The 22,864-nt window shown below is 63.9% G+C and carries 27 protein-coding genes; 3 read left to right on the forward strand and 24 right to left on the reverse strand.

The features are described from left to right. Positions 1-307: 307 nt before the first annotated feature. Positions 308-574, reverse strand: coding sequence for a hypothetical protein (locus JHW45_RS11975; RefSeq protein WP_272857866.1), 267 nt, complete (start codon positions 572-574; stop codon positions 308-310). 344 nt (positions 575-918) lie between these two features. Here JHW45_RS11975 and JHW45_RS11980 point away from each other — a divergent pair, with 344 nt between their 5' ends. Then, positions 919-1,350: an AAA family ATPase gene (locus JHW45_RS11980; RefSeq protein WP_272857867.1), complete on the forward strand. Its 432-nt coding sequence runs from the start codon at positions 919-921 to the stop codon at positions 1,348-1,350. Between the two features lie 3 nt (positions 1,351-1,353). On the opposite strand, the gene JHW45_RS11985 is transcribed toward JHW45_RS11980, so the two are convergent. The 8 genes from JHW45_RS11985 to JHW45_RS12020 form a co-directional block, all read right to left on the reverse strand. Next, positions 1,354-2,441, reverse strand: a protein-coding gene (locus JHW45_RS11985; RefSeq protein WP_272857665.1) for an IS3 family transposase whose coding sequence is annotated in 2 segments (ribosomal slippage) — positions 1,354-2,180 and positions 2,180-2,441 — 1,089 coding nt in all. Because the reading frame shifts where the segments join, the coding sequence is not laid out codon by codon here. Between the two features lie 33 nt (positions 2,442-2,474). Continuing rightward, the gene (locus tag JHW45_RS11990; RefSeq protein ID WP_272857868.1) at positions 2,475-3,584 is read right to left on the reverse strand and encodes a DNA cytosine methyltransferase; all 1,110 of its coding nucleotides are present in this window, start codon (positions 3,582-3,584) and stop codon (positions 2,475-2,477) included. A gap of 39 nt (positions 3,585-3,623) precedes the next feature. Then, positions 3,624-3,806, reverse strand: a complete 183-nt coding sequence (locus JHW45_RS11995) for a type II toxin-antitoxin system prevent-host-death family antitoxin (protein WP_013653334.1) — start codon at positions 3,804-3,806, stop codon at positions 3,624-3,626. Positions 3,807-4,422: 616 nt separating this feature from the next. Further along, positions 4,423-5,334: a 3-hydroxyacyl-CoA dehydrogenase NAD-binding domain-containing protein gene (locus tag JHW45_RS12000; protein WP_272857869.1), complete on the reverse strand. Its 912-nt coding sequence runs from the start codon at positions 5,332-5,334 to the stop codon at positions 4,423-4,425. 2 nt (positions 5,335-5,336) lie between these two features. Next, positions 5,337-5,648: an AtuA-related protein gene (locus JHW45_RS12005; RefSeq protein ID WP_272857870.1), complete on the reverse strand. Its 312-nt coding sequence runs from the start codon at positions 5,646-5,648 to the stop codon at positions 5,337-5,339. Then, positions 5,645-6,976 carry an acyclic terpene utilization AtuA family protein gene (locus JHW45_RS12010; RefSeq protein ID WP_272857871.1) on the reverse strand — a complete coding sequence of 444 codons (1,332 nt, stop codon included), beginning with the start codon at positions 6,974-6,976 and terminating at the stop codon, positions 5,645-5,647. Before JHW45_RS12010 ends, JHW45_RS12005 begins: the two co-directional genes overlap by 4 nt. Then, on the reverse strand, positions 6,973-8,838 hold the full coding sequence (locus tag JHW45_RS12015; protein ID WP_272857872.1) for a TRAP transporter permease: 1,866 nt from the start codon (positions 8,836-8,838) through the stop codon (positions 6,973-6,975). The genes JHW45_RS12010 and JHW45_RS12015 overlap by 4 nt, the downstream gene beginning before the upstream one ends. 33 nt (positions 8,839-8,871) lie before the next feature. Beyond that, the gene (locus JHW45_RS12020; protein ID WP_272857873.1) at positions 8,872-9,846 is read right to left on the reverse strand and encodes a TAXI family TRAP transporter solute-binding subunit; all 975 of its coding nucleotides are present in this window, start codon (positions 9,844-9,846) and stop codon (positions 8,872-8,874) included. A gap of 170 nt (positions 9,847-10,016) precedes the next feature. Between JHW45_RS12020 and JHW45_RS12025 the strand changes: the two genes are divergently transcribed. Further along, positions 10,017-10,940, forward strand: coding sequence for a LysR family transcriptional regulator (locus JHW45_RS12025; RefSeq protein ID WP_272857874.1), 924 nt, complete (start codon positions 10,017-10,019; stop codon positions 10,938-10,940). 44 nt (positions 10,941-10,984) lie between these two features. Here JHW45_RS12025 and JHW45_RS12030 read toward each other — a convergent pair whose 3' ends face one another. From JHW45_RS12030 to JHW45_RS12040, 3 genes are all read right to left on the reverse strand, one after another. Then, complete coding sequence (locus tag JHW45_RS12030; RefSeq protein ID WP_272857875.1) at positions 10,985-11,464, reverse strand: SDR family oxidoreductase; 480 nt, start codon at positions 11,462-11,464, stop codon at positions 10,985-10,987. A gap of 110 nt (positions 11,465-11,574) precedes the next feature. Beyond that, a complete protein-coding gene (locus JHW45_RS12035) occupies positions 11,575-12,456 on the reverse strand; it encodes an aldo/keto reductase (RefSeq protein WP_272857876.1) in 882 nt (293 codons plus the stop codon). 21 nt (positions 12,457-12,477) lie between these two features. Next, positions 12,478-13,068, reverse strand: a complete 591-nt coding sequence (locus JHW45_RS12040) for a flavodoxin (protein WP_272857877.1) — start codon at positions 13,066-13,068, stop codon at positions 12,478-12,480. A 121-nt stretch (positions 13,069-13,189) separates the two neighbouring features. Here JHW45_RS12040 and JHW45_RS12045 point away from each other — a divergent pair, with 121 nt between their 5' ends. Next, complete coding sequence (locus tag JHW45_RS12045) at positions 13,190-14,080, forward strand: LysR family transcriptional regulator (protein WP_272857878.1); 891 nt, start codon at positions 13,190-13,192, stop codon at positions 14,078-14,080. A gap of 29 nt (positions 14,081-14,109) precedes the next feature. On the opposite strand, the gene arsH is transcribed toward JHW45_RS12045, so the two are convergent. The 12 genes from arsH to JHW45_RS12105 all read right to left on the reverse strand — a co-directional run bounded on the left by arsH (position 14,110) and on the right by JHW45_RS12105 (position 22,748). Beyond that, a complete protein-coding gene (gene arsH / locus JHW45_RS12050; protein ID WP_272857879.1) occupies positions 14,110-14,841 on the reverse strand; it encodes an arsenical resistance protein ArsH in 732 nt (243 codons plus the stop codon). After that, entirely contained in the window at positions 14,834-15,946 is a 1,113-nt protein-coding gene (arsB, locus tag JHW45_RS12055) for an ACR3 family arsenite efflux transporter (protein ID WP_272857880.1), read from the reverse strand. Before arsB ends, arsH begins: the two co-directional genes overlap by 8 nt. Then, positions 15,943-16,380 carry an arsenate reductase (glutaredoxin) gene (gene arsC / locus JHW45_RS12060; RefSeq protein WP_182793615.1) on the reverse strand — a complete coding sequence of 146 codons (438 nt, stop codon included), beginning with the start codon at positions 16,378-16,380 and terminating at the stop codon, positions 15,943-15,945. Before arsC ends, arsB begins: the two co-directional genes overlap by 4 nt. Next, a complete protein-coding gene (locus tag JHW45_RS12065; RefSeq protein ID WP_182793614.1) occupies positions 16,377-16,718 on the reverse strand; it encodes an ArsR/SmtB family transcription factor in 342 nt (113 codons plus the stop codon). Before JHW45_RS12065 ends, arsC begins: the two co-directional genes overlap by 4 nt. 115 nt (positions 16,719-16,833) lie before the next feature. Further along, positions 16,834-18,060, reverse strand: coding sequence for a chromate efflux transporter (chrA, locus tag JHW45_RS12070; RefSeq protein ID WP_473087551.1), 1,227 nt, complete (start codon positions 18,058-18,060; stop codon positions 16,834-16,836). Next, positions 18,029-18,190 carry a hypothetical protein gene (locus tag JHW45_RS12075; protein ID WP_272857881.1) on the reverse strand — a complete coding sequence of 54 codons (162 nt, stop codon included), beginning with the start codon at positions 18,188-18,190 and terminating at the stop codon, positions 18,029-18,031. Before JHW45_RS12075 ends, chrA begins: the two co-directional genes overlap by 32 nt. 55 nt (positions 18,191-18,245) lie before the next feature. Continuing rightward, on the reverse strand, positions 18,246-19,181 hold the full coding sequence (locus JHW45_RS12080) for an IS110 family RNA-guided transposase (protein ID WP_074555568.1): 936 nt from the start codon (positions 19,179-19,181) through the stop codon (positions 18,246-18,248). Positions 19,182-19,226: 45 nt separating this feature from the next. Next, positions 19,227-19,856, reverse strand: coding sequence for a DNA cytosine methyltransferase (locus JHW45_RS12085; protein WP_272857728.1), 630 nt, complete (start codon positions 19,854-19,856; stop codon positions 19,227-19,229). A 1-nt stretch (position 19,857) separates the two neighbouring features. After that, entirely contained in the window at positions 19,858-21,222 is a 1,365-nt protein-coding gene (locus tag JHW45_RS12090; protein WP_093359550.1) for a site-specific DNA-methyltransferase, read from the reverse strand. 416 nt (positions 21,223-21,638) lie between these two features. Continuing rightward, positions 21,639-22,019 carry a DUF6362 family protein gene (locus JHW45_RS12095; protein ID WP_099649490.1) on the reverse strand — a complete coding sequence of 127 codons (381 nt, stop codon included), beginning with the start codon at positions 22,017-22,019 and terminating at the stop codon, positions 21,639-21,641. Next, positions 22,012-22,212, reverse strand: a complete 201-nt coding sequence (locus JHW45_RS12100; protein ID WP_071796301.1) for a hypothetical protein — start codon at positions 22,210-22,212, stop codon at positions 22,012-22,014. The genes JHW45_RS12095 and JHW45_RS12100 overlap by 8 nt, the downstream gene beginning before the upstream one ends. Continuing rightward, positions 22,209-22,748 carry a crossover junction endodeoxyribonuclease RuvC gene (locus JHW45_RS12105; RefSeq protein WP_228189155.1) on the reverse strand — a complete coding sequence of 180 codons (540 nt, stop codon included), beginning with the start codon at positions 22,746-22,748 and terminating at the stop codon, positions 22,209-22,211. The genes JHW45_RS12100 and JHW45_RS12105 overlap by 4 nt, the downstream gene beginning before the upstream one ends. Positions 22,749-22,864 lie beyond the last annotated feature (116 nt).

Consider the following 22,864-nt stretch of genomic DNA (forward strand, 5'->3'; position numbering starts at 1 on the left):
GCTGATCGTGCTGGGCTCGCGGTGGATGACAAGTGGTTCGAGCACCTCGGGCGCCAGGCATGCGAGGCGCAGGAGGCGGCTGACGTAGCGGTCGGAGAGGCCCTCATCGGTGGCGAGATCAGCGAGCGTGGCGACCTCGCCGCGTTCCAGCCGCTGCCGCCATATCCATGCCCGGCAATGGCACGCAGCATGTGAGGATCCTGCCCGCGACCCATGGCGGCCTCGACATGCTTCGGCGGCAGAATTCGGGGGCGGCCGCCGCGGCGACGCAGTTCGAGCGGAATGTGGACGCGCAGGGTCTTGGGCATCAGGCGACCTCCTTCTTCGGCGGGGCCATCAGCGCGGCGATGGCGCCGAGGCCTTCATGGCGCAGGTCGATGGCGAGGCCCGCCTCGCTTACGGTGATGCGGGCGACCAGAAGTTGGACAATGCGGGCCTGCTCGGCCGGGATGAGCGCCTTCCACAGGTCGTCGAACTGCGCCAGCGCGGCGACGACGGTGGCCTCGTCGAGATCGGGCCGTTCCTTCCGGACCGTCCGCGCGGTGCGCGCCGCCACCTCGGGCGTGCGCAGCATCCGGCGGATTTCGCCGATGACGGCGTCCTCGACCAGCGCCCGGCAGACGCTGGGGCCCGTGCAATTCGGCTGCAGGACGTTTCCGGGTCACGTCCATGGACGTGTAGTAGCAGTAGCGTTAGCCCTTCCGCTTGGTGTGGTGCGGCGTCATAGCGGCACCGGTTTCGGTGAAGATCAGCCCGCGCAGGAGCGCAGGGTGCGCCGTGCGCACCGCCGCCGCCCGCGCCACTCGGTTGTTGGCGATGACCTCGTGGACCTCGTCCCACAGCTTCTGATCGATGATCGCCTTGTGCTCGCCGGGATGAACCTCGTCCTTGTGCAGGGCGAGGCCGAGGTAGACCTTGTTGTGCAGGCCCGAACAGCCCTACCGCCAGGCGCATTTCGACGAGGTGTGCGGGCGGTTCGGCGATCCGCGCGTCCTCGCCAAATACGACACGGTCTTCATCGACTCGATCACCGTGGCCGGGCGGCTCTGCTTCCAGTGGTGCCGCGGGCAGCCGGAGGCGCATTCGGAGAAGACCGGCAAGCCCGACGTGCGTGGCGCCTACGGGCTGCACGGGCGCGAGATGATCGGCTGGCTGACCCACCTGCAGCACACGCGCGGCAAGAATGTCTGGTTCGTCGGGATCCTCGACGAGAAGCTCGACGACTTCCATCGCAAGGTCTTCGTCCCGCAGATCGACGGCTCGAAAACCGGGCTCGAGCTGTCCGACGCCACGACTCATCTCCTGCTGCCCTACGGTAATCCCCCCATTTTTGCGGGGGCTTGGTCGTAGAATCTACGCGGCGACTCTCAGTTTCTGGGCGGGGGTCATCCCGCCGTTGCCCATGTTGGGGCGTTCGTTGTTGTAGGACCAGAGCCACTCGGTAGCAATCTGCTGTACCTCTTCAATGCCTTCGAAAATGTACAAGTCCAGCCATTCGTGCCTGACCGTCCGGTTGTAGCGCTCGACATAGGCGTTCTGCTGGGGCTTGCCGGATTGGATATAGGCCAGGGTAATGCCCCTGTTCTCAGCCCATTCCGTGAGGGTGCCACTGAGGTATTCCGGGCCGTTATCGACTCGAATGGTTCGAGGTGCGCCGCGCCATTCAATAATCTGGTTCAATGCCCGAACAACCCGTTCCGCAGGCAGTGAGAAGTCGATCTCAATGCCCAGTCCTTCACGGTTGAAGTCGTCCAGAACGTTCAACAGCCGGAATTGTCGTCCATCCTCCAGTCTGTCGGCCATGAAGTCCATCGACCAGACCTCGTTCGGGGCCTCGGGCACGGCCAACTCCTCGGGCTTCTCCCGTTTCAGGCGCTTGCGTGGCTTGATCCGCAGGTTCAGCTCCAGTTCCCGGTAGATCCTGTACACCCGTTTATGGTTCCAGCCATGGCCCTGGACGTTGCGCAGATACAGAAAGCACAGGCCAAAGCCCCAAGTCTTCTTTGCCATCGTCAGACCGAGCAGCAGGTCGTCGATCTGCTCGTTCTCCTCGTCCAATTTCGGGCTGTACCGGTAGCATGTCTCACTGACGTCGAATGCCCGGCAGGCCAGAGCAATGCTGATACCCTTTATCGCCACCGCTTTCACGGCCAACTCTCGGCGTTGAGCTGGCCGGTTCATTTTTTTCCGAGGGCCTCCTTCAGAAGATCATTCTGCATGCTCACATCTGCAAACATCCGCTTCAGCCGCCGGTTCTCCTCGGTCATTGCCTTCATCTCGCTGATCAGACTGGCGTCCATGCCGCCATACTTCGCCCGCCACTTGTACAGCGTGGCGCTGCTCATCCCATGCTCGCGGCACAGCTCAGCGGCAGGCACACCGCCCTCCATCTGGCGCAGCACACCCATGATCTGGGCTTCTGTGAATCGTGTCTTCTTCATCGGAATCTCCTCGTTCATCCTGCCGAGAAAATTCTACTTCCGCATCCCCTTAAAATCAGGGGGGATTACCAGACCATATCCGAGGCGCGCCTCGTCGTTCATCCGGACGCCCTTGCGACATTCCAGGAGTATCCGGGCAAACCTTTGGCGAACTTCATCTCGGTGGCGCGCTAGCCGCATGCTGTTAGGCGTGCCCGAGGCGCCCTGACGCATGAGCTCTTGGTAGGTCGTCATAGCTGAGCGGGGCGTGGCCTCGAAAAAACCACGCGGCGATTGGGCATCGGTGCAGGGCACCATTGGGCGATCTCCAATCTCCAAGTCGGAGATCGCATCCGCGGCAGATATGACCTCGCCTACCCCGAGTTCCCGCAGCTGCTGACACCGTGCTTCTTCTAGCAACGCAAAGACGCGATCGATGCCGCCAGCAAGAAATGGCAAAAGACCTTTTCGTATGCCGATGGCGATAAGCCTGGAACGCTTCTGCGGTACTACGAAGCGGGACGCATCCAAGAGCTCGGCTTTCACCACATAACCGGCGGCATCGAGACTATCAGCCAACCTCTCGTAAAAGGATTGCTTTCGCGGCGAGCGCCCCGATTGCAGGTCAATCACGGCCCCACTCTTATGAGCTACCTGCATGCCCGGGACGTTTTCTAGGACCAGCACGTTCGGCTGCAGGGCCTCAACGACTTCAACATACTTGTTGAAGAGTAGGTTCCGGGGATCGTCCTCTATTCTCCGTTCCGCGAAGCTAAATCCCTGACAGGGGGGGCCACCGGCTAGAACCTCGACCTCGCCGCGCAGTTGCTCGAGTTGTTCCTTGTGCTCTCCGAGGACCTCATCGATACCCCACGCCCGCTGGTCCAGCCAGGACGGCCACATGAAGCGGTATGCTTCTGGCGAGTCATCCCCAATGAAATTGGTGGAGAACGTCTCAAATGCCATATCGTCGCGCTCTATTGCAAAGAGGCCACGCATCCCCGCCAGAGAAAGCCCGAGAGACAGCCCTCCACAGCCAGAAAACAAGTCCACAAACTTTCGCGCCTGCTTGACCTCGTCAAACTCGCCTGCATCCTTGCCGAGCGCTTCGCGCAGCGTCCTGCCGCCAGCCGAGCCCCCAAGCCCGGTCAGGTCAGCCAGCAATCCATCCTTTTGCGCCCGCCTGGCCATTGCCTCTTACCCTCAACTTTCCCGAGGCTCGACAGTCGCTGCGTCACTCAGCGCCGTCAGCCGTTCGAATTCTTCCACGGCCACGACCACCACAACCGGGCGGCCGTGTTTCTCGATCACCACCGGTTCGGCTCGGGCGGTGTCGATGAGCAGGCCGAACTGATGCTTCGCGTCCCGTGCGGACATGGCCTTCATGGCATTGCTCCCCGCTTTGGGTCACAATGAACAAAAGAGTCCGATATCACAATCAGGAAGTCGTTGGGATCGACGACCATTGCTGCGACGGACAAAGGACACTTTGATGCGCCAAGTCTCAGTGAACGGGCGTTGGATCTCAGGAGCTTTTGGTGAACGCCCCTGACATCGAAGTGCATAGCCGCGACGCTCTATTATTGTTGTCTTTCCAGTACTTTGAAGAGAATTCACCAAATCCGCGCAGTCATCAGGTCCAGAGAATATCGGCCATGAGAGACGCCTCCGGGCCTCCGGGCACCGGGGTCGGTGCTCAGCCACTCCTGCATAACCCCCGAAAACAACGGAAAAATCCGGCCGCAGTCGGATCGGGAGAACGCTTTCGCGAGGGCAAGTGGCGGAGGGAATGGGCCTGACGTCCAACCTTCTCCACGTCTGTGATACTTTGTTGACCGCTGAAGTGCCAGCAGCTGCGCAGCGCACTTGCTTGCACCTTTCCTCCAAGCAATCGTCTCGACTTGCTCCCATGCGCCAAGTGGTGTTGGCCAATGACAAATCGGCTCATCGCGCATGCACCTTCTGCCCACGCCTGTCTCCGTTAACAGGTCCTCTGCAAGGGCTATTCGATCATCGGCTGCTTCAAAGCCTTCAGGATCCTTTCGATCGCATCGTCGCGCTCGCTGACAAGTTCCTGCACCGAGCGCCCGTCAGCCTCGGCTTCGATACCCTCTATCAGCTTGTCGACCACCTCTGGCGTTAGCGCGGGACTTCCAAGATCAGCCCATCTTCGCTCCTGGCTGGGGCCAAGGTGCTCCAGGTAGTGGCGGATGCCGCCTTCGCCGCCGCCAAGATGATATGCCATGTGCGCGCCGATCACCGACCAACGCAGACCAGGGCCGTTCACCAATGCGCAGTCGACAGCTTCGACATCGGCGATACCTTCGGCGACGATGTTCACCGCCTCGCGCCAGAGCGCCGATGACAGCCGATTGGCAATATGACCCACGGCTGGCCGGTTGAGGAACACCGGCTCGCGGTCCAGATGCCTATAGAATTGATCCGCACGCTGTGCCGCGTGCGTACTGGCCGCGTAAATCTCGACCAAAGGCATGAGATGCGGTGGATTAAAGGGGTGCGCGGTCAGGACCCGGTCAGGTCCCGCCAGCCCGGTTGTCAGATCGGTCCAGGTGAGAGACGAGGTGGAACTTGCGATCAGCAGATCTGGCCCCGCCAGTTCCAGAACCTGTCGATACAGGCTCTGCTTCTCGGGCACACGTTCGACGATGTTTTCCTGCACCCATGAGGCGTCTTCGAGGGCTGCGGAGAGATCATCGGCACTGGTTATCCGACCAGCTTGCCGGGCGGGTCCGGCGATAGCAGACGCGATCTTGGTCGCGCCAAGCACCGCGCGCGTCGCCACAGATGGGTCGATGTCCCAGCATCGTACCTCATATCCATGGCCGGCGAACAAGCCGGCCCAGCTTTCACCGATCAGCCCACTTCCCAGGATCGCTATCGCCCGCTCATCCATGCTCAGTCCTCCTTCGGCAGATCCATGTCCAGAAAGGCTGATGACCAGCATTTTCCATGGGCATCCTGGGCCAAGGTGCGCGTGACACCGCCGCCATGGACGTTGTGGATGACGAAGTTCATCGCGCCGAGTTGCGGCAACTCGAAACGCTCCACCGGCCCGGCGGCCAAGCTGGCAAATCGGCTGGCAACGCTTTCGGCCGTGATTGCAGCACGAAGCCGGGCGTAGTCACTGCGATCAAAGGCGATCAGGGAGAGGTTGATCTTGTCGCCCTTGTCGCCGGTCCGGGAATGAGCAATCTCGCGCAGTTTCACGGCGCCTCCAGCCATTGCGTGATGAGTTCGATCGTGGTCTCGGGCACCAGAACCGGCGCAATCGCAACGGTCTCGCGGGTACTTGCCGTGGCGCCGCCGCCGCCAGCGGGACCGTTGAGATAAAGCGCCTCGACCTCGCGACCGACACGTTCCGCCAAGGCTTTGTCGTCGGCGCGCGCCGTGCAGCGAAGACGGACCTCGTATGGGTCCGCGCCGGTGGACAGGTCACATCCCAGAACGGAATTGATCCCGATCAGGTCGATGCGCAGGTCACGGTAACCGTCGTGCCTTCGCAGCCTCGTCTCAATGATCTCACCCGCAAGCTGCGCCCGTCGGACAGCGTTGGGACCGGCATATGAAATCTGGCCCTCTCCCTGGAAACCATCGCGATAGCCCACAGAAGCTTTCAGCATCCCCGTCTTCTTCGTCCCTGACGCTCCGCTGAGGCGGATGACGTTCTCGCGAACGCTCATGATTTCTACCTTCGAGAAATCCGCGATCACATCGGGCTGATAGTATCGCGTGGGGTCATGAACCTCGTAAAGAAGCTGCTCCGCAACGGTCGCAGGCGAGACCGAGCCGCCGGTGCCTTCCAGCTTGCTGATGACCACACCACCGGTTTCATCGACCTCTCCGATCGGGAAACCAACATCGACCAGCGCCGGCACGTCCTTGACGCCCGGATCTGCGAAGTAGCCGCCGGTGACCTGCGCGCCGCATTCCAGCAGATGACCAGTGAGCACCCCGCGCCCGAGTAACTCACATTGCTGCGGCTTCCAGCCAAAGCTATGGATCAGAGGCCCCATGAACAGCGCCGGGTCCGCGGCACGACCCGTGATGACGACGTCGGCTCCCTCGTCCAGCGCCGCGGCAATGGGGAAAGCGCCGATATAGGCATTGGCAGAGATCACACGATTACCCAAATGGTCGTAAAGAGCGCTTGCTTCGGGTCCTGCGTGACCTTGTCGAACGGCTTCAAGAATGTCGTCGCCCGTGATCACTGCGATTTTCAACGACAAGCCAAGGGCTTTCGCGATCCGCGCCGTCTCTCGACCGGCCGCCAACGGGTTTGCGGCCCCCATATTGCTGACAATGCGAACGCCTGTCCGGGCGCAATCGGGCAGGACCGCCGTCATTCGCTCGGTCAGAAACGGGTCGTATCCTGCATTTGGATCATTGAGACGGCGCAGTTGAGCAAGCGCAATGGTGCGCTCGGCCAAACACTCGAACACCAGAAAGTCCAGATTGCCTTCAGCCGCTAATTGCACTGCGGGCTGGATCCGGTCGCCGGAGAATCCTGCCCCCGTGCCGATGCGAACAGTCTTCATATTGCGGCCCTTGTGCGCGCTCGCCTGCCGCCGAGATAACCGACCACAAGAATCGCCGCGGCGATGAAGGGCGCCACGCTGAACGTCCACAGCGCCAGTGCGATGGCGATCAGGTACAGTGCGCTGTCCAGCAGGCGCTGGCCCGTCATTGGAAAGGAAGACAGCAGGGCTGGCACGGCACAGACGAGAACGGCCGAAGAGAGTGCTGCATCAATGAAGTCAAGCCAGCTGCCCTGACCGACCATGCCGGGATAGATGAGAATCATGAATGGCACCGCATAAATCACCGCGGCCAATCTGACGGCTTGGATCGCGGCCGGCAGCCAGTTGGTCTGGGCGATGCCAGAGGCGACAAAGACCGCCACGCAGACGGGCGGCGTGATCACCGACAGCGTCGCAAAATAGAAGACGAACATGTGGGCGCCCAGCGTCGATGCCCCGCCCTGCACCATCGCTGGAACCAAGGTTGCGGCAACCAGCACATATGCCGCTGTGGTTGGCAGGCCCATGCCCATGATCAGGCAAACGATGGCGACGATCGCTGATACCATCACAAGGTTGTCGCCAGCGACCGAAACGATCGCCGAACTCAGCGTAACGCCGACGCCGGTGAGGTTGATCATCGACACAAGGATCTGTGCTCCTGCCAGCAGCACGCCAATGATGACCAGCCCGCGGCCGGCATCCTGCAGCCCTTCGAGCAGCTTTTCCACGACACCGCGAAAGCCAAGCCGCATGCCGTTCGTCACGACAAAGACGACGATAAGCGCGACAATGCCCCAGAAGGCCGAGGTCGTTACGGATCGTCCGGCAAATATGGCAGTCATCAGCGCGCCGACAGCAGACACCACCGGCAACAGCTTGCGCGGGTGCAAAACGGCGGCCCAGCTTGGCATCTCGTCATCGGGCACAAGACGGAATCCGCGCCGGACCGCGACAAGGTGAATGGTGATGAAGGCTGACAGATAGAAGACCAGCGCAGGTAACACTGCGGCCTTCATGATCGTCAAATAGCTGACGCCAACAATTTCTGCCATGATGAAGGCAGCGGCCCCCATGATCGGTGGCGCGATCTGTCCGCCCGTGGAGGCGACAGCCTCGACCGCAGCGGCGAAGGGCGCCGGATAGCCAAGCCTCTTCATCATCGGGATGGTGAAGTTGCCGGTTGTCGCCACATTGGCCACCGCACTGCCGCTGACCATTCCGAACAGGCCCGAAGAAATCGTCGCAACTTTCGCCGCACCTCCAGGACTGCGCCCGCCAAGCCGAAGGGAAAGATCCATGAACCCCTCGCCCCCGCCGGTATGAAGAAGCATTGATCCGAACAGAACGAACGCCGCGATGACGGTGGCGGCGACGCCAAGCAGCATCCCCCAGACCCCAAGATCACCAAGCAGAATCGTCTCGGTCACAAACTCGGCGTCAAATCCGCGATGCGCGAACTTGCCCGGCAGATGCTGCCCGAAAAGCGCGTATGCCAGGCCGACAAGGACGAGGATCGGAAAGATAAGGCCGACAGCGCGGCGTCCGATCTCAAGAATGGCAATGACCAGTGCCGCCGTCAGCGCCTTGTCCAGCGTCGTCGCATACGGCAGTTCGCCCATGATACGCTGGTAATTGATGACAACATAGGCGCAGGCCACAACGCTGAGCGTACATAACAGCAGGTCGATCACTGCGCCTGCCGCACGCCAGCGCGTCGCCATACCCAAGGGATAAGTCAAAAATCCCAGGATAAGTGTCAGCGCGAGGAATATTCCGCGCTGCTGAAGGCTCTCGAACGGACCGGCGCCCGCCGTATACAGCACGAAAAGCCCCAGCAGGACCGCCACACCCGTTGTCAGCTTTTCGCGGATCACCATCTCAGTGCTACCTTTCCAGTGTTAGCTGCGGGGTTATGGCGCAACCGGCTTTAGTGCGTCTGGTATCTCGTAGCCATTTTCGGTGAACCACCGCGCGGCACCCGGATGGAGAGGAGTGGTGCCGTATTTCAGGGTCACGTCCGCCAGGTTGACGCCTTTCAACTCGGCCAGAGCACCTGACTGGGCAGTTTTGTCTTCCATCACGGCCTTGACGATCTGATAGGCGGTCTCCTCGCTCAGTTCCGGGCGTGAGGCGACACCAAGCGCAAAGCTCCAAGTACTATAGGCGGGAATGCCGTTATCGGGGTTTTCAGGGATGTCGACGACGGACAAGTCAGTCAGTTCTGTCTCGATGATTTTCCTTTGATCGGCGGTCAGGCCGAGGATCGAAATCGGCGTGAAGGTCGCGATGTCCAGCGTCGATGCGTCAGGACGCATGCCGGCACCGGACTTCACATACCCACTCAGCCGGTTGTCCTTGATCAGATCGACAACGTCCGTTGTCGAGCCGCGCACATATTCAGGTTCGACCCCGATCGCCGCCAGAACCTGTTCGGTCGTGCTTTCTGTGGCCGATCCGCGGATGCCAGGGTTAATCCGCTTGCCGGTCATCCCGGCCATGTCGGTGATACCAGAATCCTGCCGGACCACGACGTTCTGGGGTGCCGGCGAATAGACCCAGAGCAGCGGATACTGCTTTGCTTTGCCGTCGAATTCCGCCGTGCCGTTCACGGCATGATGCAGCACGTTGGTGGTGATCAGTCCGAAGTCGACCTGATTACGCTCCATCCGGCGCAGGTTATCCAGCGTTGCGCCGGTCTCAACGACGGTCGACGTGACGTCGGGAACCTTGGCGTTCACGATCTGGCCAACCGCAACGAAGTAGCCGTACTGGCTTGACGATGCCGAGGTCGAGCCGATCAGCAGCTTTTCCTCTGCTACGGCCGGGCCTGCCAGCGCGATTGCCAACGCTATTCCCAGTGCGGAAGTTGAGAGCTGAATGGTCAATGTCGTCTCCTTTTGTGGGAGGCACATTCGAGCGCGAGATCGCGCCGATCAGTGTCAGCCAGCACGCCTCCCCGCGTACTTGCCGTATCTTATGGCCGTCAGCATGCGCGATGAGGAAGCGTTGTGTAAAATGAAAATATCGCAATGATGGTTTCAAAACTTGGAATGGTATGGTGCGCCGGCATAACCTCGACCTCGACGACCTTCAGATCTTCACGATGCTGGCCCGAAAGCTGAACTTTCGCGCCACTGCCGAAGAGGCCGGATTATCGGCGCCTGCTTTGACGCGTTTGATTGCGCGCCTCGAAGATCGCGTCGGTGCCCGCCTGTTTGATCGCACCTCGCGACGCGTCGAACTGACGCCGCAAGGGCACGCGTTCCACAGTATGACGGCGCGACTGCTGGTTCAGGCGGAAATGACTTTGGGAAGTTTTGACCAATATCTCCGTGCAGAGCATGGGCGGCTTTCGGTCACAGGACTGCCATCGATCACCTCGGGCATCCTGCCTTGTGTGATCCGCGACTTCATTTCCCGATATCCTGGGGTCCAGGTGATCCTGCGCGACGGTCTGGCGCAGGACATCGCACAGATGGTGGTGGACGGAGAGGCGGACATCGCGCTGACGATACCGGAGCCCGCGCGGCCATCAGACTTGACCTTCGTGCCTTTGCTGAAGGACGAGTTCGTGGCGCTATCGACGCCAGAGGATGCGATGATTGCTGATGGTCCGATTACGTGGGCGGAATTGCTTGCTCTGCCTTTTGTCACCATGCCCCACGCGACAAGCGTGCGCACACTGATCGAGGCAATCGCACAGAAAGAGGGGCTGGTGGTAACCCCTCGTTTCGAAGCTGCCCACTTGGCAACGGTCGGCGCCCTTGTCGCGCAAGGTTTGGGGGTCACCGCCGTACCCGCCCTGACGCTTCCCGCGATGGGCCAGCCGCAATTGCAGCGGCATGCGTTGATCGACCCTGTCCAGACGCGGGAAATCGGCTTGCTGTCACCCGCCCACAAGACGCGCCCGCCAGCCGTTGAAAAATTCGTCGCGATGCTGATTGCACACTGCCGGAAGTTGCAGCGCCCGGTTCCATAGAGCGGCACGTGGCTGTTCCCTTGGCGCTTTCTGGAGCAGAAGGATCAGGCTTCCAAAGGGCTCGCGTAGACCGCGTTGCCTTTCCCGACCCGGTGCCCCGCGACGGAGGAGACGTTGATGAACTGGCCGCCCTTCTGCGCCTTGAAGTGGGGCAGCGCGGCATGGATGCCGTAGAGCACGCCCTTGATGTTGACGTCGATTGCCTGATCCCATTCGTCCACCCGCCCCATCTCCAGCGGCGAAAGCGGCATGATGCCGGCATTGTTGATCAGGACATCGACCCTGCCAAAAGTCTCGACGACAAAATCGACGAATGCCTTCACGTCCTCCCGATCGGTGACATCGAGCTTGCGAACGGCGACGTGTTCCCGGCCGAGCTCATCGGCGATCGCTTCGAGACGATCCATCCGGCGCGCGCCGAGGACGACTCTGGCTCCAGCGTTCACGAGGTGGCGGGCAGCCTCGGCGCCGAGACCGGAGCTGCCGCCCGTAATTGCGATGATCTTTCCGCTGACGTTTTCCATGTCGTTCCTTTCAGCCCCTCAAGGCGGGTGTTCGGCGGCTATCCAGAAACCCGAACCGCGGTCCGGGCGATGTTCATGATCGCGAAGTCACGAGATGTGCGGGCTCCAGCTCACGCCTCGGGGATCGGCATGCCGTAGTTCGCAAGGGTGATGCTCTCTGGCTCCGGTCCGCCGCGCTTGCCCGTGTCGAGGGCATGGATCGCCGCGACCTGATCGGCCGACAGTTCGAAGTCGAAGACGTCGAAGTTCTCGGCGATGCGGGTGGCCTTGACCGACTTCGGGATCACCGAGCGGCCTTCCTGCAGGTGCCAGCGCAGCATCACCTGCGCGGCGGATTTGCCGTGCAGGGCCGCGATCTCAAGGATCGCCGGGTCCTCCAACGTGCTTCTGTCGCCACCGCGATAGAAGGTGATGCCGCCGATCGGCGACCAAGCCTGCGTGAGGATGCCGTGCCGGGCATTGAGCCGCTGAAGCTCCGGCTGCTGGAAATAGGGATGCACCTCGATCTGGTTCACGCCTGGAACGACCGTGGTCTCGGCAAGAAAGCGGTCCATGTGGTCGGGCATGAAGTTGCTGATCCCGATCGCACGCACGCGGCCGTCCGCCAGCAGAGTCTCCAACGCGTGGTAGGCTTTGATGGTGCGGTCGAAATCGGACGGCAGCGGCTGGTGCAGCAGCAAGAGGTCGATTTGCTCGACACCGAGCTTGGCTGCGCTCTTCTCGAACCCGTGCAACGTCTCGTCGTAGCCGTAGTCGCTGATCCAGATCTTCGTCTCGATGAAGACCTGGTCCCGGGCGATGCCGGAGCGGCGGATGCCTTCGCCGACCTCTTTCTCGTTGCCGTAGGATGCGGCTGTGTCGATGTGGCGGTATCCGACGCGGATCGCCTCTTCGACCGCATCGGTCGTCTCGGCAGGCGGGCTCTGGAAGACACCGAGCCCGAGGGCGGGCATTTCCACCCCGTTGTTCAAAGTTATCATGGATGTGGACAAGGCAGGCTCTCTTTCTGACGTTCAGAGTTCTTGATCGATATCCGCCAGCCAGGTGCTGATCTGGCGGAGCGTGTCGCGCTCGGCATCGCACTCCTGGATGAACGGTTCGAGGATCTGCGCATCGGCGGCGATCGCGGCCAGAGTCTCGGGCGCGCTTCCTGTGCCGTAGCCGCCGTGGGTGATGAACGGCACGAGGATTTTCCCCGCGAGGTCGTGGGTGGCCACGAATGTTCGAATGGGTGCTGGAAGTGCGCCGCCCCAGATCGGGAACCCGAGAAAGACGGTCTCGTATCGAGCCATGTCCAAAACGCCTTCCGCGAGGCGCGGTGTCGCTTCAGCGTCGCGCTGGCGCTGCGCGAGGTCGACATGCGCCTCGTAGTCGACCGGGTACGGCTCCGCCGTTCGGATCTCGAAGAGATCGGCTCCGACGTTCCGGCTGAGAGCTTCCGCAACCACCCGCGTGTTGCCGCTCCGGGTCAGGTAGGCCACGAGCTGGTTCGACCGTCCGAGCGTCTGGGCAGTCACGGGGCTGCTGGCAAAAGAAAGCCCAGCGGCTGCGGCAATCAGAACCTGAAAGGCTTCGCGCCGGGATCTCTGAAACTTTTCATCCATTGATTGAGGCCTTCGCAGCTTGAGAGGTGTCTCTTTGGGCATGCCCAATACCTAGCCGAGATGGCCGCATTCGATTAGATGGTGTAATTGGCATGAACCTATGCACCTGGAGCATTAATGGATGCGTGAGAACATCAACGACCTGCTGGCCTTCGCTGCGGTCGCAACGGACCAGAGCTTCACCCGGGCTGCCGCCCGGCTCGGTACGTCGCAGTCGTCGCTGAGCCGCACGATCCGCAAGCTCGAGGAGCGGCTCGGAGTCCGATTGTTGACCCGGACGACGCGGAGCGTCTCCCCCACCGAAGCGGGCGGGCGTCTGCTGCAGAAGATCGGGCCGCGCCTCGACGAAATCGAGGCGGAGCTGGAGGCACTTGGCGCGCTGCGCGACAAACCGGCGGGCAACGTGCGCATCAACTGCAGCGAATACGCCGCCGAAAGTGTCGTCTGGCCGAAGCTCGCCAAGGTGCTTCCGGCCTACCCGGACATCAAGGTCGAGATCTTCATCCAGCACAGCTTTGCCGACATCGCGGCCGAGAGGTTCGATGCAGGTGTCCGGCTGGGCGAGAGCCTGGAGAAGGACATGATCGCCGTCCGCATCGCCCCGGACGACCGGCTGATCGCGGTGGGATCTCCATCCTATTTCGAGCGGCACGCGCCTCCCGAGACTCCGCGGGACCTGACAGCGCACTCCTGCATCAACCTTCGTCTGGCGACGCGCGGCGGTCTCTATGCATGGGAGTTCGAGAAGGACGGCGCATCACTGAACGTGAAGGTCGAAGGGCAGGTTACGTTCAACACCATCAGGCCGATGGTGGACGCGGCGCTGGCAGGCTTCGGAATCGCCTTCGTCCCCGAGTCCGGCCTCCATGCCCACCTGGTCAGCGGCGCTCTGGTCCAAGTCCTCGACGACTGGTGCCAGCCGTTCTCAGGCTTCCACCTCTATTATCCCAGCCGCCGCCAACAGTCGTCGGCGTTCGAGGTCGTCATGACTGCACTGCGGCATCGGGCGTGAGTGCGCGAGCATTCGCGTGGCACATCCGGTTAAATCGAGCGCTCGTTGACGCGCTTGGACAGCTCTTCGGCGCTTTCGACCCGCTCCGAGTAGCGGTCGGTCAGATAAGCTGAGCGGCCGCGCGTGAGATGGGTGAACTTCACGAGTTCCTCCATCACGTCGACGACGCGGTTGTAGTAAGGCGAAGGGCGCATCCGGCCGGCATCGTCGAACTCGCCCCACGCCTTCGGGACCGAGGACTGGTTCGGGATCGTCACCATCCGCATCCAGCGGCCTAGGATGCGCATCTGGTTGACGGCGTTGAAGCTCTGCGAGCCGCCTGAGACCTGCATCACCGCGAGCGTCTTGCCCTGCGTCGGCCGCACGCCGCCGAGCGACAGCGGCAGCCAGTCGATCTGCGCCTTCATGACGCCGGTCATCGCGCCATGGCGCTCGGGCGAGCACCAGACCATGCCCTCAGCCCAGGTCGCGAGCTCACGCAGCTCCCTGACCTTCGGGTGGTCGGGGCCTTCCGCGTCCGGCAGCGGCAGGCCGGACGGGTTGAAGGCGCGGGTCTCGGCGCCGAACCAGCGCAGCAGGCGCGCCGCCTCCTCCGAGGCGAAGCGCGAGTAGGAGCGCTCCCGCAGCGAGCCGTAGAGCATCAGGATGCGCGGCGGATGCGTGGGCGCGCCCGGCCCGGCGAGCGCGGCCACATCGATCGGCCTGAGCGAGGCGGGGTTAATATTCGGCAGATCCCCGATCGGGAAAGGATGGTCAGCCATGCCGCGCGCCTCCGGCATCCGCCGGAAAGTGGTGCCGCGTCCGGTTGGCGAAGGCGACGAGCGACAGCATGACAGGAACCTCGACGAGCACGCCCACCACGGTGGCGAGCGCGGCCCCGGATTGCAGGCCGAACAGGCTGATCGCGACGGCGACCGCGAGCTCAAAGAAGTTTGATGTGCCGATGAGCGCGCATGGCGCCGCGACGTTGAACGGCACGCGCCATGCCCAGGCGGCGGCATAGGCGAGCGCGAAGATGCCATAGGACTGGATGAGCAGCGGCACTGCGATCAGCGCAATCAGCAGCGGCTGCTCCAGGATGATCTGCCCCTGAAAGCCGAAAAGCAGCACGACCGTCGCCAGAAGGCCGATCACCGAGAGCGGCTTCACCGCCGCCGTGAACCGCGCGACCGCCGCCTCGGCGTCCGCACCCCGCAGGCCCCGTGCGAGCCACTGCCGCGTGGCCGCGCCGGCCGCCAGCGGGATCAGGATGTAGAGCCCGACCGACAGGATCAGCGTCTCCCACGGCACGACGATGTCGGTGACGCCGAGGAGTAGCGCCACGATCGGCGCGAAGGCAAAGATCATGATGACGTCGTTCACCGAGACCTGCACCAGCGTGTAGGTGGCGTCGCCCCGAGTGAGCTGCGACCACACGAACACCATCGCCGTGCACGGGGCGGCGCCGAGCAAGATCAGACCGGCGATGTATTGCTGGGCATCCGCCGGTGCGATCAGGTCCGCGAACAGGACCTCGAAGAACAGGACAGCGAGCCCTGCCATGGTGAAGGGCTTGATCAGCCAGTTCACCACGATCGTCAGCACGAGCCCTTTCGGCCGATCGCCGATGTGGCGCAGGCTCGCGAAGTCGACCGCCACCATCATCGGATAGACCATCGCCCAGATCAGGACGGCAACGACCAGGTTGACGGACGCGATCTCGAGCGCGGCGAGCGTCTCGAACAGGCCCGGCAGCACGTTGCCGAGCAGCAGCCCGGCGCCGATGCAGAGCGCCACCCAGACAGAGAGCCACTTTTCGAAGAAGCCGATGCCGGCAGGCGCCGCTGCGATGGCCTCGGCCGTGGGCGCGTAGGTGTCGTTGCTCATCGGGCGGGGCTCTCGTTTACGCGGCGCCCGTCGGCGTCCACCACGAGCTCGCCGTCCTCCTTGCGGAACTCCCCGCGCTGCGGGTTCGGCAGGATGTCGAGCACCGCCTCGGAGGGGCGGCAGAGCCGTGTTCCGAGCGGCGTCTCGACGATGGGGCGGTTGATGAGGATGGGATGCTCCAGCATCAGGTCGATCAGCTCGTCGTCGGAGAACTTGGGGGCATCGAGCTTGAGCTCGTCGTAGGGCGTGCCCTTCCGGCGCAGGAGGTCGCGCACGGGGATCCCCATCGCGGCGATCAGCGCCACGAGCCGCTCGCGGCTCGGGGGCGTCTTCAGATACTCGATAACCTCCGGCTCATCGCCGGAGTTGCGGATCAGCGCCAGCACGTTGCGCGACGTGCCGCAGTTCGGGTTGTGATAGATCCTGGTGGTCATGCGGTCTCTTTCCGGGCGGCGTGCGTCGAGGGGGCGATCCCGCATGCTGCCGGATCGCCGGCGCAACAGTGGCGGGTCAGATAGTCGATGAGGCCTGTCATGGTGGCGAAGTCCGCTGAGTAGATCAGCGAGCGTCCTTCGCGCTGGACCGTCACCAGCCCGGCGTGCTTCAGTTCCTTGAGGTGGAACGAGAGCGTGGCCGAGGGGAGATCCAGCGCCTCGCCGATCCGCCCCACTGCACGCCCTTCCGGACCGGCCTCCACCAGCAGGCGGAAGATGTCGAGACGCGTCTCCTGCGAGAGCGCGGCAAGCGCAGCGAGTGTGTCCTGTTTTTCCATCTCTCCACAATAGTGGAGATGTAGAGCGAGATCAATCCCGCCTGCGGCCGCCCCGCGGTGTCAGCTCGGCGCACGGCTGATCCTGCAGCGCTGAGGCGCGGACCGATGCCGGTGATCAGAGGAGAGCGAGCGCAATCCCGCCTGTCGCGATCAGCACCACCACTACCCACGGCGGCGCCTTCCACACGGTCAGCAGCACGAACCCCACCAGAGCAAGCGCGAAGTCCTGCGGGCTGAAGATCGCGCTCGTCCAGACGGGATCATAGAGAGCCGCGCCGAGGATGCCGACGACGGCGGCGTTTGCGCCGCGCATGGCCGCCTGCGCCAGCGGCCGCGTCCGAAAGGCGTCCCAGAAGGGAAGCGTGCCGATCAGCAGTAGGAACCCGGGCAGGAAGATCGCGATGAGGCCGATGGCCGCGCCGGCAAGGCCGTTCGGCTCCGGCACCATGACCGCGCCCAGATAGGTGCCGAAGGTGAAGAGCGGCCCCGGAACGGCCTGCGCCGCGCCATATCCGGCCAGGAACGCGTCCTCGCCGACCCAGCCGGGCCGGACCACCTCCGCCTCGAGCAGCGGCAGGACGACATGACCGCCGCCGAACACCAGCGAGCCCGCCCGATAGAAAGCGTCGAAGAGCGCCAGCCCCTGCGATCCCGCCGCTGTCGACAGGACCGGCAGAAGAAACAGCAGCAGGAAGAACAGTCCGAGCGCAGCGGCTCCCACCGTCCTGGAGACCGCGAAGGTCAGATGCCCCGTCGTCGGAGCGGCGCCGCCCCGGCAGAGCCAGAGACCGGCAAGACCGCCGACGACGATGGCCACGATTTGTCCGACCGATCCGGCGGCGAAGACCACGATCAGCACCGCCGCAAGGGCGATGCTGGCCCTCCCGCGATCGGGCGCGAGCGTTCGGGCCATGCCCCAGACAGCCTGCGCGACAACCGCCACGGCGACGATCTTGAGCCCGTGCAGGAGGCCCGCTCCGATCGGCCCGTCGAAGGCGGATGCACCGAACGCGAAGAGCACGAGCAGCAGAGCGGACGGCAGCGTGAACGCCGCCCACGCCGCGGCTGCCCCGAGCGGACCGCCGCGAAGCAGGCCCAGCGCGAAGCCGTCCTGGCTCGAGGCCGGCCCGGGCAGAAACTGGCAGAGCGCGACGAGGTCGGCATAACCCGCCTCGTCGATCCACTTGCGTCGTGTGACGAGCTCGTCGCGGAAATAGCCGAGATGCGCGATCGGGCCGCCGAACGAGGTGAGCCCGAGCTTCAGAAAAGCCCGGAACACCTCGCCCGCCGAGCCCTGCGGGCCGGCACGCTCAGGCGCCGTCGCTTCCCGGAACGACCTCACGAAATAGCTCCCGGATCTTGTCGTGCGCGAGGTTCAGCGCCTCGGTCCCGTAGGGCGTCGCCCTGTAGATGCGCCGATGCGAGCGGCCCGCCCGTTCGGTGCGGGATTCGAGATACCCCTTGCGCTCCATCGCGTGGAGCATCGGGTAGAGCGTGCCCGGGCTGACGCGGTAGTATCCGTCTTGGTCAAGCGGGTCTGTCGGCCCATTTCCGGCCGTCGCGCAGCAGCGCATTGGCGAGGAGGACGAGCTTGCGCATGACGGCGGTGATCGCGAGCTTTGGTGCTTTGCCGCTTTCAAGCAGCTGCTGGTATTTTCGCTTGAGGTCTGTGTTGAAGCGGATGGCGACGAGGGCGGGCATGAAGATCGCGGCGCGCAGGCTGGCGCGTCCGCCGCGGATCATTTCCTTTCCCTTCCACTTGCCCGAACGGCGCGTGAAGGGTGCCAGCCCGGCGAGGCTCGCGGCCTGTTTCGGCTCGAGGGTGCCGAGCTCCGGCATCTCGATCAGCAGCATGCACGCGGTCACGGCGCCGATGCCGGGAATAGAGGTCAGGATGTCGAGACGCTCGGCCAGGGCGGGGTCCGCTGCGATCAGGGTGGAGATGGTTTCGTCAACTTCGGCAAGCTGCTTCTCGATGATGGCCAGCCGCGCCTTCGCCTGGCGGCGGATCAGGCTGATCGCTGCTGTTTCAGCACGGTTTCCTGCCGCCGTCCGATCCTTGATCAGCGCCAGCCGCGCGACGTGCAACTCCCTCAGTTCGTTCATGAGTTCGCCACGAACCGGCCGCGGCGGCAGGTCGAGTGCGAGCCCCATCCGCGCCAGCAGCATCGCATCCACCCGATCTGTCTTGGCCTGCGTGCCAGTGGCCTCCGCGAAGCGCCGCGCCTGGCGAGGATTGACCTTGACCAGCGCATGTCCCGCCTTTGCGAGCGCTTCCTCCATTCCACGATGATAGGGGCCGGTCGGCTCGTAGACGATCCGCAGTCCTTCGGTGTTGCCGATCCATTTCAGCAAGGTCTTGAACCCGGCCTTGTCGTTTCCGAAAGAGTTGTGTTGCCGATCCGAGAGCCGGAACGCGTCCAGCCGGTCTTTCGAGATGTCGATGCCGATGATATCCTGCATCCGTCTTTTCCTTACCTCTGCTTGTCATGCAGGCCCGAAGCCCTGCTATCCGTTCAGGTCATGAGAAAAGACGGGGGCGATCACACTACCGCACGGCCCGCAACGGCCGACCCATTCTCGATCCGTCCCCCGCCGCTGCCCGGCATATTTGGGGTGCCGGGCAGCGGCTCCCTTATCGCAAGGAAGCCGAGGGAAGTCATAAGACAAGCCCATGCCGACCAGTCCTGCGGCGACTTCGGGGAAGCCGAGGCGGAGATGATGGGCGACATTCTCGAGGAAGACGAAGGGCGGTTCGACCTCGCCGATGATGCGGGCGACATGCGGCCAGAGGTGGCGCGGGTCGTCGGCGCCCCGGCGTTTGCCCGCGACGGAGAACGGCTGGCACGGATAGCCCGCAGTGACGATGTCCACCGCGCCGCGCCACGGGCGGCCGTCGAAAGTTGCAACATCGTCCCAGACAACAGCCTGATCCAGGGACGCGTCTTCCATCCGCGCCACGAGAGTGGCTGCGGCGAAGGTTTCCCGTTCGACATGGCCCACAGCACGATATCCGGGGATGGCGATGGTGAGCCCGAGGTCGATACCGCCCGCGCCGGAGCAGAGGGAGAGGCCGAACAGACATGCGTCTCCGGCTCCGGAAGCGTCTCCGGAGGAAGGTAGAGCCAGGTCATGCATGTCACGCGGCGGTCTGGCGCTTTCGCGCGGGTTCGGGTTCGGCGTCCGTGTCCGGCGTATCGGTGACGTCGCCCAGCCGCTCCGCCTTCACCTGCGCGAAGGTCCGGCCGTCGCCGTCGAGGATCGCGTCCTTGTCGGTTTCGGCCTGCCAACGCTCCACGGCGACATCGACATACGCCGCGCTGATCTCCATTGCGAAGACGCGGCGGCCATTGGCCTCGCCCGCCATGATCTGCGACCCGGAGCCGGAGAACGGCTCATAGCAGAGGCCGCCCCGCGCCACATGCTGGCGCATCGGGATCCCGAAGGCGTCGAGCGGCTTCGGCGTCGGATGGTCAGGCCGGTCATCCTTGGCGAAGCTGGGAAGCGCCCATGTCGATGGCAGCGTTTCCTCGGCCACCTTCGGCGGGCGGTTCGGGCGACGCCAGCCCATGAAACAGGGCTCGTGCTTCCAGAGGTAATGCGACCGGGTCAGGACGCCCCGGTCTTTCACCCAGATGATTTGCTGATGCACAAAGGCGCCAGCCTTCTCCCAGCAGGCTTCCAGCATCGCCTGGCGGCGCGAGGCGTGCCAGCAGTACCAGGCAGCATCCTCGGCGATGGCTTCCGCCACGGCTGCAGCGATGAACCCGTCATAGAGTTCCGCGCCCTGCGAACTGTCGTCCCAAGTCGTGCCGTAGGACGCCGACCAGTCCTTGTTGCGGGTCGGATGGTTCGAGCCGTCGTAGTCGACGAGATACGGTGGATCGGTCGCGAAAAGGATCGCGCGCTCACCGTTCATCAGGCGGCGCACATCGGCCGCGCTGGTGCTGTCGCCGCACAGCAGCCGGTGATCGCCGAGGATCCAGAGATCGCCCGTCCGCGACGCCGGATTGCGTGGGGGTTCGGGGATGGTCACCGGCGGCACGGAGCCCCCGGCGCCCTCTTCCTCGCCGCCACCGTCGAGATCGAAGGCCAGCAGCTTGTCGAGTTCGCCATCGGAAAACCCGACCAGCGACAGGTCGAAGTCTTCGGCCAGCAGGTCGTTCAGTTCCGCCGACAGCAGCGCCTCGTCCCAGGTGCCGAGTTCCGTCAGCTTGTTGTCCGCAATCCGGTACGCCCGGCGCTGCGCTTCGGTCAGGTGCCCGAGCACGATCACCGGCGCCTCGGTCAGCCCGAGCTGCGTCGCGGCCAGCACGCGCCCGTGGCCTGCTATCAGTTCGCCGTCCTCGCCGACGAGGCAGGGCACGGTCCAGCCGAACTCGGCCATGCTGGCGGCGATCTTCGCGACCTGATCCGCGCCATGCGCCTTCGCGTTCTTCGCGTAGGGCTGGAGGCGCGACAGCGGCCACGTCTCGATCGCGTCCGGGGCGAAGCTCAACGTCATGATGGGCACGGTTCCTCGGTCGGGTGGATGCCGGTGGCTTCCGGACTCCGGATGCCGGGCCGGACTCCACACGGGGTCCAGCGGCCACCAGCGGTGTCCGGTCGGAAGGCCAGCGTTCATTGGTGTTTGCGCGGGGCGCGCGTGGCTCCGGCTTCCGGGTGGCTTCCCAAAAATCCGGCCCTGTCGCTGGCGATGTTCCGCGCTTCGCCCGCCAGCATACGAATGTCGCCAGGAAGGAACCAGAAACTGCCGTGGGATGGACCCCCGCCGGACCCTCGCTGGATACCGGGGTCCAGAAGAGCCCCGTCAACGCAAAGGGGAGAGCGAGCTTTCCAGCGCACTCTCCCCATCTTGCCTTCGGAATAGCATGATCATGTTGCAGATGTCGAAGGAAAAAGTGTTGCAACATATTGGAGTCACTGCGCATTCAGGCGCGCAGCGATCTTGGTCAGCGCCAGCTGCCAGCGACGCCAGGCGGTCGTGCGGTCGCACCCCAGCTCGCCGCTGATCTGCTTCCACGGCACCCGGGCCGCACGCGACCAGACCAGCTTGCGCTCCGCCTCCTCGATCCAGAGCACCCAGTCGAAGGTCTCCTCGAGCCGGGTGATCGCAGCGGCCGAGGGCCAGACCCGCATCGGCTGGGGTTCCATCGCCGCGATCTCGCGGCTGGTCCGCACGATGTCGGGCCAGGTGTTGAAATAGCCCTGCGCCTTCACCGGCGGCAGCTTGCGCAGGGTGCGGAACGCCTCCTCGAAATGATCGGCGACGCAGTCCGCGGTCCATTCCCGATCAGCCATGACGCGCCTCCCTGTCGGACGGGCGCGGGCCGTAGAGCTTCTCGCCCAGCTGGCGGACCAGTTCACGCTCGGGCCAGGTGAGGCGGTCGTCATCGGCGGAGACCGCGAGGACGCCCTGTTCCCGCCAGCCCTCACGCTTGACCTGCTCTGGATCGCGGCGCCGACCGCCGTAGCCATGGGGGTGCCATCTCATGCGACACCTCCCTTCGTCTCGATCGCCCAGAGCAGGATGGCGATGGCGTCGGCCTCGTTGTCGTCAGCGGGGCTGAAGCCGCGGGAGCGGACGGCGGCGACCATGGCGGCCTTGTCGGCGTTGCCCTTGCCCGAGGCGTGGCGCTTGATCGTACCGACCGGGACGCCCTCATAGGGCACGCCCCGCAGCTCGGCCCATGCAGTCAGCGTGGCCATCAGCCCGCCATAGATGTGGCTCGCGTCGGTCCCTGCGTGGCGGCGGACTTCCTCGAACCAGATGGCGGCGACGGGCCCGGACAGCCGGTCGATCTCGGTCAGCCAGTTGGTGAAGCGCAGGTAGCGCATGCCGCCGCCATCGAAGCGGCCGGGGCGCAGCGAGACGGTCCCGCTGGTAATCAGGCCGTCATGGCCGCGGATCGCCCAGCCGGTCGAGGTGCCGAGGTCGAGCGCGAGGATGCAGCGGTTGCGGGGTGTGTCGAGCGGCAGCGATTCAAACCTTGCGCCGTCGCAATTCGGGATCAGAGTCGGCTGAGCCATGATGGGTCTCCTTTGCCGGTGGCCTGTGGTGGTGGAAGACGACGGCGGTCTGGTGCTTGGCGGTACGGGGCCGGCGTCGTCGGATCGGAAAGCACAACACACCGTCACGGCGGCGC

It is taken from the genome of Paracoccus stylophorae (genome assembly GCF_028553765.1).
Classification (GTDB): Bacteria; Pseudomonadota; Alphaproteobacteria; order Rhodobacterales; family Rhodobacteraceae; genus Paracoccus; species Paracoccus stylophorae.

Excerpts from the sequence above, each read along its gene's own strand:
- JHW45_RS11975 (WP_272857866.1), bottom strand. The coding sequence starts at position 574 with ATGCTGCGCACGCCCGAGGTGGCGGCGCGCACCGCGCGGACGGTCCGG.
- JHW45_RS11995 (WP_013653334.1), bottom strand. The coding sequence starts at position 3,806 with ATGAAGGCCATGTCCGCACGGGACGCGAAGCATCAGTTCGGCCTGCTC.
- JHW45_RS12000 (WP_272857869.1), bottom strand. The coding sequence starts at position 5,334 with ATGGATGAGCGGGCGATAGCGATCCTGGGAAGTGGGCTGATCGGTGAA.
- JHW45_RS12010 (WP_272857871.1), bottom strand. The coding sequence starts at position 6,976 with ATGAAGACTGTTCGCATCGGCACGGGGGCAGGATTCTCCGGCGACCGG.
- JHW45_RS12015 (WP_272857872.1), bottom strand. The coding sequence starts at position 8,838 with ATGGTGATCCGCGAAAAGCTGACAACGGGTGTGGCGGTCCTGCTGGGG.
- JHW45_RS12025 (WP_272857874.1), top strand. The coding sequence starts at position 10,017 with ATGGTGCGCCGGCATAACCTCGACCTCGACGACCTTCAGATCTTCACG.
- JHW45_RS12030 (WP_272857875.1), bottom strand. The coding sequence starts at position 11,464 with ATGGAAAACGTCAGCGGAAAGATCATCGCAATTACGGGCGGCAGCTCC.
- JHW45_RS12040 (WP_272857877.1), bottom strand. The coding sequence starts at position 13,068 with ATGGATGAAAAGTTTCAGAGATCCCGGCGCGAAGCCTTTCAGGTTCTG.
- JHW45_RS12045 (WP_272857878.1), top strand. The coding sequence starts at position 13,190 with ATGCGTGAGAACATCAACGACCTGCTGGCCTTCGCTGCGGTCGCAACG.
- arsH (WP_272857879.1), bottom strand. The coding sequence starts at position 14,841 with ATGGCTGACCATCCTTTCCCGATCGGGGATCTGCCGAATATTAACCCC.
- arsB (WP_272857880.1), bottom strand. The coding sequence starts at position 15,946 with ATGAGCAACGACACCTACGCGCCCACGGCCGAGGCCATCGCAGCGGCG.
- arsC (WP_182793615.1), bottom strand. The coding sequence starts at position 16,380 with ATGACCACCAGGATCTATCACAACCCGAACTGCGGCACGTCGCGCAAC.
- JHW45_RS12065 (WP_182793614.1), bottom strand. The coding sequence starts at position 16,718 with ATGGAAAAACAGGACACACTCGCTGCGCTTGCCGCGCTCTCGCAGGAG.
- JHW45_RS12075 (WP_272857881.1), bottom strand. The coding sequence starts at position 18,190 with ATGGAGCGCAAGGGGTATCTCGAATCCCGCACCGAACGGGCGGGCCGC.
- JHW45_RS12080 (WP_074555568.1), bottom strand. The coding sequence starts at position 19,181 with ATGCAGGATATCATCGGCATCGACATCTCGAAAGACCGGCTGGACGCG.
- JHW45_RS12085 (WP_272857728.1), bottom strand. The coding sequence starts at position 19,856 with ATGCATGACCTGGCTCTACCTTCCTCCGGAGACGCTTCCGGAGCCGGA.
- JHW45_RS12090 (WP_093359550.1), bottom strand. The coding sequence starts at position 21,222 with ATGACGTTGAGCTTCGCCCCGGACGCGATCGAGACGTGGCCGCTGTCG.
- JHW45_RS12095 (WP_099649490.1), bottom strand. The coding sequence starts at position 22,019 with ATGGCTGATCGGGAATGGACCGCGGACTGCGTCGCCGATCATTTCGAG.
- JHW45_RS12100 (WP_071796301.1), bottom strand. The coding sequence starts at position 22,212 with ATGAGATGGCACCCCCATGGCTACGGCGGTCGGCGCCGCGATCCAGAG.
- JHW45_RS12105 (WP_228189155.1), bottom strand. The coding sequence starts at position 22,748 with ATGGCTCAGCCGACTCTGATCCCGAATTGCGACGGCGCAAGGTTTGAA.